Origin of the sequence: Solibacillus sp. FSL K6-1781 (assembly GCF_038630735.1) — a bacterium.
In the GTDB taxonomy this organism is placed as follows: Bacteria; Bacillota; Bacilli; order Bacillales_A; family Planococcaceae; genus Solibacillus; species Solibacillus silvestris.
This window is the reverse complement of sequence record NZ_CP152038.1, coordinates 2309250-2324466: the sequence shown is the minus strand read 5'-3', so window position 1 is coordinate 2324466 and position 15217 is coordinate 2309250. Positions and strand designations below refer to the sequence as shown.

General features: G+C 35.5%; 14 protein-coding genes. 9 read left to right on the top strand and 5 right to left on the bottom strand.

From position 1 onward, the window contains the following. Positions 1-245 precede the first annotated feature (245 nt). On the bottom strand, positions 246-941 hold the full coding sequence (locus MHH37_RS11525) for a LuxR C-terminal-related transcriptional regulator (RefSeq protein WP_342576246.1): 696 nt from the start codon (positions 939-941) through the stop codon (positions 246-248). 198 nt (positions 942-1139) lie between these two features. On the opposite strand from MHH37_RS11525, the gene MHH37_RS11520 reads away from it, so the two are divergent. The 5 genes from MHH37_RS11520 (at position 1140) to MHH37_RS11500 (ending at position 7640) form a co-directional block, all read left to right on the top strand. Next, positions 1140-2081, top strand: coding sequence for an alpha/beta hydrolase (locus MHH37_RS11520; RefSeq protein ID WP_342573082.1), 942 nt, complete (start codon positions 1140-1142; stop codon positions 2079-2081). A gap of 80 nt (positions 2082-2161) precedes the next feature. Then, positions 2162-3775, top strand: coding sequence for an NAD(P)/FAD-dependent oxidoreductase (locus MHH37_RS11515; RefSeq protein WP_342573081.1), 1614 nt, complete (start codon positions 2162-2164; stop codon positions 3773-3775). A 15-nt stretch (positions 3776-3790) separates the two neighbouring features. Next, the gene (locus MHH37_RS11510; RefSeq protein WP_342573080.1) at positions 3791-5287 is read left to right on the top strand and encodes an aldehyde dehydrogenase family protein; all 1497 of its coding nucleotides are present in this window, start codon (positions 3791-3793) and stop codon (positions 5285-5287) included. A 13-nt stretch (positions 5288-5300) separates the two neighbouring features. Beyond that, entirely contained in the window at positions 5301-6353 is a 1053-nt protein-coding gene (locus MHH37_RS11505; protein ID WP_342573078.1) for an alcohol dehydrogenase catalytic domain-containing protein, read from the top strand. A 387-nt stretch (positions 6354-6740) separates the two neighbouring features. Further along, a complete protein-coding gene (locus MHH37_RS11500; protein WP_342573077.1) occupies positions 6741-7640 on the top strand; it encodes a CAP domain-containing protein in 900 nt (299 codons plus the stop codon). 263 nt (positions 7641-7903) lie between these two features. On the opposite strand, the gene MHH37_RS11495 is transcribed toward MHH37_RS11500, so the two are convergent. After that, positions 7904-8308: a hypothetical protein gene (locus MHH37_RS11495; RefSeq protein WP_014823636.1), complete on the bottom strand. Its 405-nt coding sequence runs from the start codon at positions 8306-8308 to the stop codon at positions 7904-7906. A 516-nt stretch (positions 8309-8824) separates the two neighbouring features. On the opposite strand from MHH37_RS11495, the gene MHH37_RS11490 reads away from it, so the two are divergent. Then, positions 8825-9274 carry a YtxH domain-containing protein gene (locus MHH37_RS11490; RefSeq protein WP_342573076.1) on the top strand — a complete coding sequence of 150 codons (450 nt, stop codon included), beginning with the start codon at positions 8825-8827 and terminating at the stop codon, positions 9272-9274. A 260-nt stretch (positions 9275-9534) separates the two neighbouring features. Here the strand turns inward: MHH37_RS11490 and MHH37_RS11485 are convergent, their stop codons facing one another. Continuing rightward, positions 9535-9738: a histidinol-phosphatase gene (locus MHH37_RS11485; RefSeq protein ID WP_342573075.1), complete on the bottom strand. Its 204-nt coding sequence runs from the start codon at positions 9736-9738 to the stop codon at positions 9535-9537. Between the two features lie 418 nt (positions 9739-10156). Here MHH37_RS11485 and MHH37_RS11480 point away from each other — a divergent pair, with 418 nt between their 5' ends. Beyond that, entirely contained in the window at positions 10157-10528 is a 372-nt protein-coding gene (locus MHH37_RS11480) for a hypothetical protein (RefSeq protein ID WP_008403934.1), read from the top strand. 289 nt (positions 10529-10817) lie between these two features. On the opposite strand, the gene MHH37_RS11475 is transcribed toward MHH37_RS11480, so the two are convergent. Together MHH37_RS11475 and MHH37_RS11470 are read right to left on the bottom strand one after the other, a co-directional pair. Continuing rightward, positions 10818-13295, bottom strand: a complete 2478-nt coding sequence (locus tag MHH37_RS11475) for a heavy metal translocating P-type ATPase (protein ID WP_342573074.1) — start codon at positions 13293-13295, stop codon at positions 10818-10820. 12 nt (positions 13296-13307) lie between these two features. Continuing rightward, on the bottom strand, positions 13308-13628 hold the full coding sequence (locus MHH37_RS11470) for a metalloregulator ArsR/SmtB family transcription factor (protein WP_342573073.1): 321 nt from the start codon (positions 13626-13628) through the stop codon (positions 13308-13310). Positions 13629-14080: 452 nt separating this feature from the next. On the opposite strand from MHH37_RS11470, the gene MHH37_RS11465 reads away from it, so the two are divergent. Both MHH37_RS11465 and MHH37_RS11460 read left to right on the top strand, forming a co-directional pair. Further along, a complete protein-coding gene (locus MHH37_RS11465) occupies positions 14081-14320 on the top strand; it encodes a hypothetical protein (protein WP_014823642.1) in 240 nt (79 codons plus the stop codon). Positions 14321-14828: 508 nt separating this feature from the next. Continuing rightward, the gene (locus MHH37_RS11460) at positions 14829-15212 is read left to right on the top strand and encodes a YkvA family protein (RefSeq protein WP_342573072.1); all 384 of its coding nucleotides are present in this window, start codon (positions 14829-14831) and stop codon (positions 15210-15212) included. Positions 15213-15217 lie beyond the last annotated feature (5 nt).

Below are 15217 nucleotides of genomic sequence, written 5' to 3'. Positions count from 1 at the left end.
CTAACTGTTTCAGCCTCAGCCCTTTGAAGGGGCTGAGGTGGAATTGGCTCCAATATTATGTGATAGGTAGATCTCCAGGTTCTGGAATTTTACTTTATGATAGTATCAGAGTTGAAAAACCGAATACAAACGGTTTCAGTACTTCGCTTGGCTCATTAACTTTAAATATATAAGAAATTGGCGTACCAAAGACCTTATTTTCAAAAATGGATATGAGAATTGTTCGTTCATTAAAATCTATTTGTCTAAGTCAAAATCCTCTTTTGGAATAAAAATGCCACTGCATGTGTTCGATTTGACGTATTTGTTTTTGACATGACACTTTTAATATATTGTTTAATGGTCGTTTCACTAATTTCTAATAGGTGGGCGATTTGTTTTGAACTATAACCAAACGCAACGCATTTCATGACCTCAAATTCTCTTTTGGATAGTTTGATTTCATTGTTTTCTACATAGCATGGATGATTAAATAACATTTCTCCTACTTGACTACTAAATAAATTTGCTTCCATTAATAATTGAGGGTCAAAGTTTTTATGGAAATGGGTACCCAAAAAGTATCCAACAACTACATGATTAAAAGTAATCGGCACAACCAAGAGTGAATTTTGGTTTTCAGCGATAATATATTTTCTTGGGATATTTAAATGAAAATCATTGCTTTCAAAATATTGCGCACTTTTCTTTTGGATTGCCTCAAAAATGGCTGGAATCGTAGTTACATCATCACGAATGGATGAAATACATTTAAATTCATTTGTATTAGCACAAACAATACCTTCCGCTAAATGATCAATGGGAGAATATCGGAAAAGCATTGTTTCTTCTATTGAAAAGGTCGATAGGAAACATTCTATTATCATTTTAATTTTTTTATTTACGTTTTCTACGGAATTGATTTTAGCTAAGTTTTGTTCCCAAGTATTCCTTTCAATCACCAAAAAGAGCACCCCTTTTATATAAAAACGGTTTATTAGTTTTATATATGCTTCCCATACTCCGAAAAATCATAAAAAATCCATTCTTCGCCCAAAAGTATATATTATTTTCCCTAAAAGTAGGAATATCTATTAAACCGAGCAGCGAATAAAATAAAAGTGTCTTAAATTTTTATGTGAGAAAAGGGAGGAATTAAAATGGCAAATTTAACTGAACAAGCAAAACAATATTTAGAGAGCTTTTACAGTGGGCCGAAAATGGAATCTTTTAATCCGGTGGAATTGAAGGCAATTATGGCACAATCTCCAGTACCCCCTCATAATAATCTACCAAGCATTCATCAAACAGAAGATCGTTTTATTAAAGCAAAAGATGGTGAAGAAATTAGACTTCGCATTTATACACCAGAAGGAGAGGGTCCCTTCCCGGCACTTGTATACTATCACGGCGGTGGCTGGGTAATTGGTGCTGTTGAGATGTTTGAAGCTGCAAACCGTTTCGTTGCTACAGAAGCTAATGCTGTTGTCGTATCGGTTGATTACCGTTTAGCACCGGAAAATCCATATCCAACTCCAATTGAAGATTGTTACGATGCACTTGAATGGGTAGCCGAACATGCAACGGATATCAATGTAAATCCAGCAAAAATTTCAGTTGGGGGCGATAGTGCAGGAGGAAATCTATCTACTGTTATTGCAAAAAAAGCATTGGATAATAAAGGGCCCGCAATCCAATCTCAAGTTCTTATTTATCCAGTAACGAACTTAGAATTTGACACAGATTCATATAATGAATTTGCTCAAGGGTACGGTCTTGACCGCGATCTGATGAAATGGTTTGGCATTCACTATGTTGGAAACGAAAAACTATACAATGAGCCAGATGTTTCTCCTTTAAAATATGATTCTGTAAAGGGATTACCTCCTGCAATTATTATTGCTGCAGAAAATGATGTGTTAAAAGACGAAGGGGTCGCTTATGCAGAAAAATTAAAACAAGACGGTGTGAACGTTCAGTATGAATTAATCCCGGGTGTTGTTCATGGTTACTACAGTAATATGGATTTCTTTGCGGATGAAACGAAACAAACGGCACAACTAATTGTCAATTTCATAAACAAAGTCGAACAAAAAGCGTAAAACGAGATTATGGGAATTCATGGAGGATAAAACTTCCTCATTTCCTTATAAATAAGCATAAACAAAGGGGGATCATGCTTATGGCAAATCATGTTGATGCAATCGTTATTGGTGCTGGTTTTTCTGGAATTTATATGACGTATAAGTTACGGGAAGAAGGTTTCACGGTTAAAACGCTCGAAAAAGCAGCTGGTGTTGGTGGGGTATGGTTTTTAGCACGTTATCCAGGTGCTCGTTGCGACTCTGATAGTATTTACTACAATTACATTTTCTCAGAGGAACTATATAAAAAATGGTCGTGGTCATCACGTTTTGCAGCTCAAGATGAAATATTAAGCTATTTAAACTTTGTTGCTGATGAGTTAGACGTGAAAAAAGAAATGCAATTTAATACAGAAGTAAAGTCCGCTATTTGGGATGAGGATCAAACGAAGTGGCTTGTCACAACAGCACAAGGAGAAGTGTTTACAGCTACTTACTTGATTTCGGGCGTTGGATGTTTATCAACTTCAAGTATTCCGAATTTCCAAGGTCGTGAAAGCTTTAAAGGGGAGAGCTATCACACAGGGAATTGGCCACATACACCAGTCGACTTAAAAGGAAAGCGTGTCGGCGTGATTGGGACAGGCTCAAGTGGTGTGCAATCAATTCCTGTAATTGCCGAAGAAGCGAAGGAAGTCTATGTATTCCAACGTACCCCACAGTATTCCGTTCCAACACGGAATCGTCAATTTACAGAAGAAGAAATCGCTCAATTTAAAGAAGCGTTTTTAGATGCCCGAGAAATTATGTTAAATTCTCCTTCTGGATTACCCATTCCAAGATCGACAAGATCAGTAGTAGATACACCAGAAGAAGAGCGTATCGCAATTTTAGAAGATGCTTGGGAAAAAGGAGGCATGATTTTAAATAATGCCTTCTATGATATTGTCATTGATCCTAAGTCAAATGAATTGGTTTCGGAATTTCTTCGAGGCAAGATTCGTGAAAAAGTGAAAAAATCTGATGTAGTCGAACATTTGCTTCCATATTACTATTACTCAACGAAACGTCCAATTTTAGATACAAATTATCATGATACGTATAATCAAGACCATGTTACATTAGTGAACTTGCGACAACAGCCAATTGAGTGTATTACAGAAAACGGTATACAGACTACAGAAAAAGAATATCCACTAGATATTATCGTATTTGCTACAGGCTATGATGCGATGACAGGTACTTTATTAAAACTTGATATTAGAGGACGCAATGGCGTATCGCTGCAGGAAAAATGGGGAAATGGGGCAAAAGTTGAAACATATTTAGGGCTTGGGCTAGCAGGATTTCCAAACTTCTTCACGATTACTGGTCCACAAAGTCCGTCGGTTTTAACAAATGTACCAACAGCAATCGAACAACACGTGGAATGGATTTCGGATTGTCTGAACTATTTAAGAGAATACAATGTGAAAACAATTGAGCCAGAAGTAGAAGCGGAAATGCAGTGGAGTAAACAATGTACAGAAATTGCCAATGGTACATTGTTTACTAAAACGGAATCCTGGTATACAGGTTCTAATATCGATGGGAAATCGCGTGACTTCTTAATTTACTTAAATGGTTTAGATAATTATCGTCAACTTTGCAATGAAGTCGCTGAACATGGCTATAAAGGTTACCAATTACAGTACGAAGAAATTAAAGCATAAACAGGGGGAGTATGAATGGTGAATACTACTTTATTAATCAATGAAAAAGTGCAAGTGTTTCTGAAGGGTACTAAAGAAATGTTTATCGATGGGAAGTGGGTTCCTGCAGTTAATGGGACTCTCTATGAATCCATTAATCCAACAACAAATGAAGTCTTAGCCAAAATTTACGAAGGAGATGAACAAGACGTTGATCTTGCAGTAAAAGCAGCAAGACGTGCATTTGAAGGTGGATGGAAAAAAACGGCACCGAGAGAACGCGCTCGACTATTAAACAAATTAGCTGACTTAGTGGAAGAAAACTTGGAAGAAATTACACAACTGGATTCGCTTGAATACGGTGGGACACTCGCTGTAGCAGGGGGCTTTGCGAAAAATGCAGTTCATCATTTGCGTTATTATGCTGGTTGGGCTACAAAACTTTATGGAGAGACAGTCGAATTAACGGGTGGCGGCAATATTCATGCGTATACAAAGCGTGAACCACTTGGTGTATGTGGACAAATTACTTCATGGAACTTCCCGGCATTAGTTGCATGCTGGAAATTAACAGCACCTCTTGCAGCAGGGAATACCGTTGTATTAAAGCCTGCCCAACAAACGTCTTTATCTACATTGTATATTGGTAAGTTAGTAGAGCAAGCTGGATTCCCACCTGGTGTTGTAAATATTGTAACGGGTGCAGGCGGCAAACTTGGTGAAGCCATTACATCTCATCCGGATATCGATAAAATTGGTTTCACTGGTTCGACAGTTGTCGGCAAACGGATTATGGAGAAAGCTTCTGATTCATTGAAAAAAATTACTCTTGAGCTAGGTGGCAAGTCACCAAATATTATTTTCGCAGATGCGGATTTAAATAAAGCGATTCCTGGTGCCATTACCGCTATTCTCATGAACACCGGGCAAGTATGCGCGGCAGGATCACGATTATATGTGGAACGTTCTGTATATGATGAAGTAAAAGAAAAACTTGTGGAAATTGCCGAAAGCTTTGTATTAGGGGACCCATTAGATCCGAACGCTCAAATGGGACCACTCGTTTCAAAAGCACAAGTTGAAACGGTTGAAAAATATGTTGAACAAGCAAGAAAAGATGGTGCCAATATTTTAACAGGTGGCAAACGACCTGAAAATCCAGAATTAGAAAAAGGCAACTTCTATCTTCCGACGATTATCGAAGGTCTTGATGAAAATTGCCAGGCTGTTTATGAAGAAATTTTTGGTCCAGTACTATGCATCCTGCCATTTGATTCGATTGAGGAAGTAATTGAACGTGCCAATTCAACAGAATATGGACTGGCTTCCGGTGTATGGACAACAAACTTACAAACAGCGCACACAATGATTGAATCATTAGATGCAGGTTCCGTTTGGGTCAACGAATATTATTTAACGGATGATAATATCCCACTTACAGGATTTAAACAAAGTGGGGTTGGTTCTGAATTGGGATTAGCAGGGATTGAAGCGTATACAAAAGTAAAAAGTGTTGCCATTAAATTAGGATAAGGGGTGTACACAAATGAAAGCATTAGTAATAGAGGGTGTAAAAAAAGCATTTGTTCAAGAGGTAGCGGACCCAACAGTCGATGAAAATGGTGTCATCGTCAAAGTAAGAGCAAATGGTGTTTGTCGTAGTGACTGGCACTATTGGGCCGGGGACATTCCAATCACACAAAAAATATTAGGACATGAATTTACAGGGATAGTCGAAGAAGTAGGAAAAAATGTAAAGAACTTTAAAAAGGGCGATAACGTAATCGTACCATTCTCCGGCAGTGACGGTACTTGTCCATATTGCCAACAAGGGCATTCAAACCTTTGCAACACTTCATTTATTCCTGGTTCCACTTATGATGGCGGCTATGCAGAATATGTGGGAGTACCATTAGGAGATCGAAATATCATCCATTTACCAGAAGAAATTAGCTACTTGGATGGTGCAGCATTAGGTTGTCGTTTAATGACTGCTTTCCATGGTATTGTTGATCGAGCAAATGTGGCGCCTGGTGAATGGGTAGTCGTTTATGGGTGTGGTGGTGTTGGGCTTAACGCTATTAATATTGCCTCATCCATTGGTGCTACGGTAATTGGCGTCGACATCAACCCTAAGAATTTAGAACTTGCAAAACAAATGGGTGCACACATTGTCATTAACAGTAAAGAAGTAGATCCAGTAGAAGCGGTAAGAGAAATTACTGGTGGTGGTGCGAACGTTTCAATTGATGCATTAGGTATTGCCGATACTTGTTTAAATGGAATCAATAGCCTGGCGAAACGAGGTCGTCATCTGCAAATAGGTGTAACGACAAAAGTGGAAGGCGGAAAAGTTGCTTTACCTATCGATCAAATGGTTATGCAAGAAATCCAATTTATCGGGACATTGGGAATGCCAAATCATCGTTTTGAATCGTTGCTTCCTTTAGTTAAGCAAGGGAAAATTACACCGGGGAAAATGATCACTGCAGAAATTGCATTATCGGATGTAACGAATATATTCGAAGAAATGAGTAATTTTAATACAACGGGAACGTATATTGTAACGGAATTTAGTAATAGTGCTGTAAGAGTATAAAATATTGACTGCTGATATTGAGGATTACGCATTATTTTTGTTCTTTTAATATCACATTTTGGCAAACTAAAAGGAAGGAACCTGTATTCAGGATTCTTCCTTTTTAAGCATTCTGTAACGGTTATAAAAAAAGATTCAGCTCACTACACTATTTTGTAATTGTTTTGTAACAAATGTAATAGTAAAGCGCTAATTTAATAAGCTTAAAATCTGTCAATAGTTTTTCAGTGGTAGTATAATTTTAGGCTGGATGATTTTATGAAATTATTAGTTATTAAACCTTTGATTTAACTGAGTTTAGTAGTGAATTGTTACTCCTCCCAGTTTATGGGCCCTTTATTACAACTTTTGTACTGTAACATTGGTGTCGTAGAGGAGGAATACAAAATGAATAAAAAATGGTTAGCAACATCATTATGTGCAGCGACATTATTTGCAACATCTATTACTGCAGCAGATGCAGCAAGTTTAAATATAGAGGTGAAGAGTGTTTCAAATCCTCAAAATGCCCAAGTTATTAAAGGGGATAACATTCAAGGTTTTGGTTTAAAAATAATCGATCCAATCGCCTTATCAAATGGAGAGTTCGATTTAAATAAATTTAAAGGTTTAATTAACAAAACTCTTAATAACTCTAAAGATAATAAAGTGGTTGAAGAAGGCAAAGTAGTGCATAAAGAAAAGGCTACAACTAATAAAGAAACACAAAAAGAATCTACTAATAAAAAAGTAGAAAAAGAGGTTAAGGTACCTCAAACACCTGCAAAAGAGGTTAAGGCACCTCAAACACCGGCAAAAGAAAAAGCTACTCCGGTTACAAATAACAATAATACAAAAGCACCTTCAAACTCGAAAAACCAACAAGTAGAGGCACCTGTAAAAACACCTTCTAACAATGTTAGTCAATCGGTTTCTGAATTCGAGAAACAAGTAGTAGATTTAACAAATGCAGAACGTGCAAAAGAAGGACTAAAACCGCTTGAAATGCATTCTCCTTTAATGGAAGTAGCTCAGGCAAAATCAGAAGATATGGCGAAAAATAATTATTTTTCACATACTAGCCCAACTTACGGAAGCCCATTTGATCAAATTAAATCTGCAGGAATTTCATACCGTTCTGCAGGAGAAAATATTGCACAAGGTCAAAGAACACCACAACAAGTGGTACAAGCCTGGATGGAATCACCAGGACACCGTCAAAACATCATGAATGCAAATTACACGCATATTGGTGTAGGTTTTGTTGAAAATGGTTACTATTGGACACAACAATTTATTCAACTCTAAACATAAATCACTTTTATTTAGGCTACTTGGCGACCAAATTATTTTGGCGTTGAGTAGTCTAACTTCGTATTAAGGATACCACCAACCGACTTATTACTTCATATAGTTTATTTTTACATAATGAAATTCTCTCGATTTAGATTTGATTGACAATAAAATTAATACATAACAAATGAGATTTTTTAAATCAGCACAAAAAATAATTTTGTGTACCAAAAGTATAAATAAGCGATGTATTATAGATACCTGTAATACCCGTTTTATTATGTGTTAGACAGACTTTTTGATTGATTGCTTAAAGGATTAGAGCGCATAACTAATGTAAACCAGACAGCAAACCCCAGATAAACTAATGTCAAAATAGCGAATATGAAATGAAACTGCTCTGCCAACTGCCGGATTAGGGCAAAAAAGACAACGACGCAATGCATCAGATTTCCCAATATGACAGGTTTGTTATAGATGCCCCCGATGAGGGCAGAACGTGTAAACCAATTTAACATTGCAAACCCTAAATATAGTCCTCCGATAATTTGCAGCAGAATTAGAGTAATAGGTAAAGGGTCAATCCCTAATATATTTGAAATTTCTTCTGGAATAAAGGTTCCTGCCAACCCCAATAAACCCATCAATACTGCGCTACTACTCAAAAGCCATTTCGTTTTCATTTTATTTCTCCTTTTCATGAATTTTCTAACCAGCAACCAGTGAATTTTAACAAGGAAAGTGTTACTTCAAACCGATAAAAACCGTGAGTCCAGTGCAAAGTAATTTAACAGGCTATCATTAAATGGCATATAAGAAAGATCAAATTGCCTCCGTTTAGATAATCGATGAAAGTTATAGATATTTTGGCTGTAACATCAAATATTCATTTAAAAGAGTTTTTTTATCCATAAAAGTGTTTCTCCTCAAAACAGTATTTTATTATATTCGACTAACCTCACTTTTACCTTTATGTAAAGGCTAGCATCAACAAATTTTATCGACACCCTATTGGGCTTATGGGTTGCCGCTTTTTATTCTGAGAAAGAAAGTTGGTAAAAGAAAAAGGAGCTTCTAAATTGTTAATGCTTGTTCGAATAGCTAAAAAAGAATTAGCTTAAATAGTTTGAATGAAAAAAATATCGGGCAACTAAGGTATAAGTTAACAAATCAAATTCAAACAAAAAGGAGCATTCATTATGACACAAACTTCGTATAATAATTTATCGACAACAACTGAAAATGATAATAATGGTAAGCTTTTAAGAGGGATGATAATAGGGGCAGTTATTGGTGGTGCGCTTTCAATGCTTGACTCAAATACAAGAAATAAAGTAACTGAGACAACCAAAAATATGAAAGATACGACAATGGATATGTACAGCCAGGTTAAAAACAATCCTACAGAAGTAAAGGATGACTTGCAGGAGCGACTGAAATCTGCTTCTTCCGTCTTAAAAGAAGCAATAAGTGATGCTCAAAAACTTTACGAAAAAGTAAACGAGAACATTATTCTTCCAGTTACTATGGTAAAGGACGAGTCAAGGGAAATTCTTTCCCATGCCAAAGAAGCTACAACTGATTTAAAAGACATCGGCGGGAAAGTCAAAGAAGCCGGCGAAGAAGTGAAGGGAAGCAGTAATGGGTAAAGTGGTAAAGTCAAGGTCCTTATGTTTAAGATATTTTCATATCAAAGGCAATAGTATTTAATTACTATCAGTAATCTGGACAGTAATAATAGTGCACTTTTCCAGGCCTAATCATTACAATGAGAGATTTAACTAAATGATTTGAATTAAATAGTAGCCCTTTACCAGTTAACTTCTGGTAAAGGGCTACTTTGTTAATGCATCAATTTAGTTGTATGAATTGTTATAATCAGCCCTAAAGGGAGACTGTAAATATATTGTTATTTATTGTTGTTTTTGTTTTTCTCGTTAAAGTTAGAGTTGTTGTTGTTGTTGTTGTTGTTGTTGTTGTGATTTCGTTTAATTTGATTTTGATCATTTAAATTGTCGAAGTTGAAATCTTCACCGAATTCAAATTCATTATTATTGTTCTTATTAATATTGTTATTTCGCTGACGTTTAATATTAAGGTTATTATTTTCCACAGCTGCTCACCTCCTTAACAAAAGTTAGAATGGCTTAAACAGCTATGAAAAATACTCGATATTCAGTTGAAAGTTTTTCCTTCAGTCATAAAAATTCAAAGGTTAAACTCATTATTACAAGTTAAATCCAGTATAATGAGCTATTTTAATTTTGTATCAAGTATACAAACAAGTGTTCTTGTATAGAATAGATAGTGATAAAACTTTATGACGATATTGAACGAAAATCACTTACAAATAGGTGAAGAATAACGATTGGGGGAAATTAAGCTGAGAAAGAAACTGAGTAAAGTGATGCAACTTAACTATATCAAAGAAATTATTTATATAATCAAAAACGACTTGGCGGTAAAGAACAATTTTATTATTTCTCCTAAACAAACAATATATCCAGTTGTCAGTAAAGCGAGTGGACTAAATGCATAAAGAATTCATGAAGCTTAGCGATGATATTCACCGGTACATTGTATTAGAATTATTTTTAAAAACACTTGAGCGGGATAGAGATTGCATATCTGAACTAAAAATGAGGGACGTATTGGAAGAATGGTATGATTCCAAAATCAATGAAACGTTTCATGAATTTAAAAAGTTAAGGGATTTTTTATATAAGCAAGGGTGTAAAATTGAAAAGCAAAAATCTGATGACTTTATGACCTACTATTTTATATTGTTTAGGGGATACGATGAAATAAGAAGCTATGGGAACATTGCTTTACGAAACTGGGTGAGCGAGGAGATGAAACGTATATTAGGAATGAAGTATCTAACTCCAGCAGATAAAAAATAAGAAGTTTCAAGCTAAGATCTAGGTTTGAGCGGGAATATACGGATATTTATAATGTAATACAAATTTTAGGGATATAAAAAAATTTCCTAATAATTTATGTCGAATATTGCCCACTCGAAAATATTACAAATCTTGTTGTAAACAGATGGCCATATAAAAACTGCACCTCCAATTTAACAATTGGGGTGCAGTACGTTTGCAATGACTATAATTAATCCTCTGTTTCATAAAAAGCGACACTTTAATGTAAAAAGAGATGCCTCTTATTTAGAAGCATCTCTTTTCTGTTTTATCCTCTAAATTTAAGTAATCTGATTGAATTTAATATTACAATTAAAGCAGCGCCAGTATCACTTAATACAGCCATCCAGAGTGTAAGATATCCAGGGAAGATTAATGCTAGAGCTGCGACTTTAATGATGATAGAGAACCAAATATTTTGTTTAATAATCCTTAACGCTTTTTTACTTAACTTCATTGTATGTGGTAGTTTTTCAAGATTATCAGCCATTAAAACAATATCAGCCGTCTCCATAGCAGTATCCGTTCCGGCACCGCCCATTGCAATACCTAAATCGGCTGTTGCGAGTGCAGGAGCATCATTTATTCCGTCACCAACCATTGCTACTTTATGACCTTCATTTTGTAATTGCCTAACCGCATTTACTTTGTCCTCTGGTAATAATTCTGCAAAATATCGGTTAATATTCGATTCGGATGCAATCAATTTTGCTGTTCCTTCATTATCTCCTGTCAACATGACTGTTTGCTTAACGCCGCTTTGTTTTAGTGCGTTTAAGGCAGTTGCAGATGTTTCTCGGATTGTATCAGAAACTGCAATAATCCCCATGATCCTTTGTTGGGTTCCGATGATTACAACAGATTTACCTTTACTTTGGATTTCTTGAACATGAACAAACACATTTTCTAAGGAAACCTGGAGATCTTCGAATAGTTTTAGATTTCCAGCGTAATAGGTTTCTTCTTGAATCGTCGCTTGAACACCTTTCCCTACAATACTCTTAAATGAATCACCATTTTTCGATATGATTCCTTTGTCATTCGCATGATTTACGATTGATTTTGCAATAGGGTGTGTTGAATATTCTTCTAGCGTGAGTGCAATTGAAAGTAATTCCTCTTCTGAATCGTTGAAGGTTTTTATTTCAGTTACTTTCGGTTTCCCTTCAGTCAATGTACCAGTTTTGTCGAATGCAATGGCAGTGATTGCACCTGCTTTTTCAAGGAACGTTCCGCCTTTAATCAAAACACCATTCTTCGCCGCGTTTCCAATTGCTGATACGATGGCAACGGGAGTAGAAATAACTAAAGCGCAAGGACAAGCAACAACAAGTAGTTCTAAACCTTTATAAAACCATTCCCCCCAAGCGCCAAGACCCAGTAGTGGTGGAAGTACAATCATGACTAATGCCACAATAAATACAATCGGTGTATAGATACTTGCAAATTTATCAACAAAGGCTTCTGTTGGTGCCTTTTTCTCTTGTGCCTCTTCGACTAATTGAATAATTTTTGATATCGTCGTATCTTCAGCTAACTTCGTTACCTTAATATCAAGGGAACCGTGTTCGTTAATCGTTCCCGCATAGACAGCATCACCAATCGTTTTATCAACTGGAATTGATTCTCCTGTAATGGGGGCTTGATTAATACTAGATTCTCCAAGAATGATTTCACCATCGAGCGAGATTTTTTCGCCTGGTTTTACAACTATAATATCACCAACGCTAACTTCTTCGACCGATACTTTCGAGATTTTAGTTCCTTCTTTAATCCATGCTTCAGCAGGAGCTAAATCCATCAAATTTCGAATTGAATTTCGCGTACGTTCAATTGAGCGGTTTTGCAGATAGTTCCCTATAGCAAATAACCAAACAACGGTTGCACCTTCAAACCATTCACCGATAATAGCAGCACCAATAGCTGCAGCAGACATGAGTACATTCATATCCAATGAGCGGCTTTTAATTGCATAGAAAGCGCTTCTAACAGGTTTAGCGCCACTAATCACCATTGCAATAGCATACAGAATGGTCGATAGTAAAGGAGGTAATCCAGTAAATGATCCGATAAATCCAAATCCCAACAATACACCAGCCAAAACTACAAAAGTATTGTCGTTAAATTTTTTACCTTCTTGTTCTACGGGATCCTGTTGGTTATTTCCTAATAATGATGCTTGATAACCAATTTTAGAAACCTCTGAAATAATCTCCTGTACACTATTCGAATGTTCAATTTTCATTTTTCCTGTAGAGAAATTGACGTTTACACTTTTAACCGATGGAAGGGTATTTATATGATTTTCGATACTCTTTGCACAACTACTACAATCCATCCCAACAATATTAAATGTTTTTATATTATCTTTTTGGTTTAAAGATTCTGCGGAAAATCCAAGTTTTTTGATTTCTTTTTCAATTGGAAGTAATGCTTCGGCAGAAGTTGCGGAAACCTGCATTTTCCCCGTGCTAAAATTAACCTTAACTTCCGCTATATCTTTAAGTTTAATCAAGCCCTTTTCAATAGTTGCGGCACATGCGCCACAATCCATTCCATGAACACGATATGACATTATTTCTAAAGATAATAAAGATGCTAAATCGGACTTATTTGACTGTTGTTCAAGTGCGCTCGAACAACTAGTGTGTTCTTGTGTATTAGCTGGTTCAGTCGGTGCTTTACTACAACAACCAGCTGCTACTGTTTTTGAACTATTGTTTGAACTACAGCTTTCTTTAGCCAATGTAAACTCCTCCTAATCTATCTGACGATTACAACATGAGATATCATTTTCAACATCTTCAAGAACAGCATCAAACATGCTTAATAACTCTCTTATCTGTTGATTTCGTAAGCTGTAGTAAATGTATTTTCCTTCGTTTCGGCCCACAATAATTCCACAGCCTTTTAAACAAGCGAGGTGTTGTGAGATATTTGACTGATTCCCATTAATTTCTTCTACAATTTGTGAAACTGTTTTTTCTTTAACCTTTATACTTTCAAGAATTTGAATCCTCGTCTTGTTGGAAAATCCATGAATTAATTTAACTTTCATGTCAACATCTATAATTTTCAAAAAATCCCTCCTAAATATTAGTGGAAACGAATACGTTTTAATACCAACATATTAGCTTTTTCTAATATATGTGTCAATTTTTTTCAAATCAATTTTCGACGATATAAAAAAGCAATTAGGGATGGAAAATACGGAGAAAAATAAAAGAATGAAGAAAATAAAAATAAAAATGAAAATGTTTAGTAATAAAAATTAAGATCAAAGTTAATTTTACAGATGCAATTTGGTGTTGGTTACCCCCTGATCAACGGTTTTTCTATTAAGTATTCTAATATTTTTTAAAGCTATATTTTAACGCAATTCTGGATATACTAGGAAAACTGCAGTAGTTGTTTAATTTTTTAATTACAAATTTAAGCTGCTTCAAAATCAGATGATTGGCAAATGAAACCTCCTAGATTTTTTACATAAATAATGAACCATCACACATTCTATATAGAGGAGGTGTGAATATGGGGAAGAAAGTTTCGAAGGCGAATCATGGAAAGACAGGAGTCGAACTAATAAGTGAAGCATTTGGCATGTCCAAAAACGATAGCGAAGCATTATTAGCACAGGCATCCGAAGTTCAAACTACGGATATTCCTTTTCAGAAAGATGATGTATATGCAAGGGATAGTACTACAACTACTTTGAACAACTTACATGAAGATAATACATCCGCCATTCTAGATCGAAATGGGCCGAGGTAATTATTGTAAGTGAATCAATTGTGACTTAAGGCAATTCTCCCTTTAGAGTAAGTATATAACTATACACTTCCTTAACTAAGAGCTGGTGCTTTTAGTTTAAGGAAGTTATTATTTTAAAATCTATCGAACTAAATCATATAATGAAATAATGGGGTACCAACTCCGCACACCAGATTAAAAGCAGGCATACTCAGCATGTCTGCTTTTTGTGATGCATGAAATCCATTTGAGCTCGAGCAGCTTAAAATATATTCAAACTGCTAAAAAGGAATTACATCGATTTTCCACAAAACCAACTAATAGAAGCTAATCGTTATTCCACAATTGGGCGCAATTCGTTACCGCACCTAAAGAGTAGTTTTTTACTCTAACTTTTGGGGTGCGTACCATCTTGAATTAGGAATCGTGCCTTATTCAGTAATCGGGCCATATTGTGGAGGAAAGTACTTAAAGGAATAGGAGGTTTGTTATAATGAAAATAAAATTCTAGTTGATAGTAGGAGATAAAATGTATAAAAAAATAAAAGCGTGGGCGAAAAATTTAAAACGACAGATATTTGTACTTTACTTTGCTTACAAAGATAAAAGAGTACCTTTGTCTGCTAAAATTTTTACGGCTTGTATTGTAGCATACGCGTTTAGTCCAATAGATTTAATACCTGATTTTATACCAATACTTGGCTATTTAGATGATATTATTGTTGTTCCATTAGGAGTTATGATTGCATTAAAAATGATACCAAAAGATGTAATATCTGACTGTGAAGCAAAGGCAGAGGAAATGATGAAAATGGGTAAGCCGAAGAATTGGATAGTCGGCTCGCTAATATTAATACTTTGGGTTGTAATCTTGATAATGGCTTTTATGAAAATTTATGATCTTTTCAATTAAAAAAG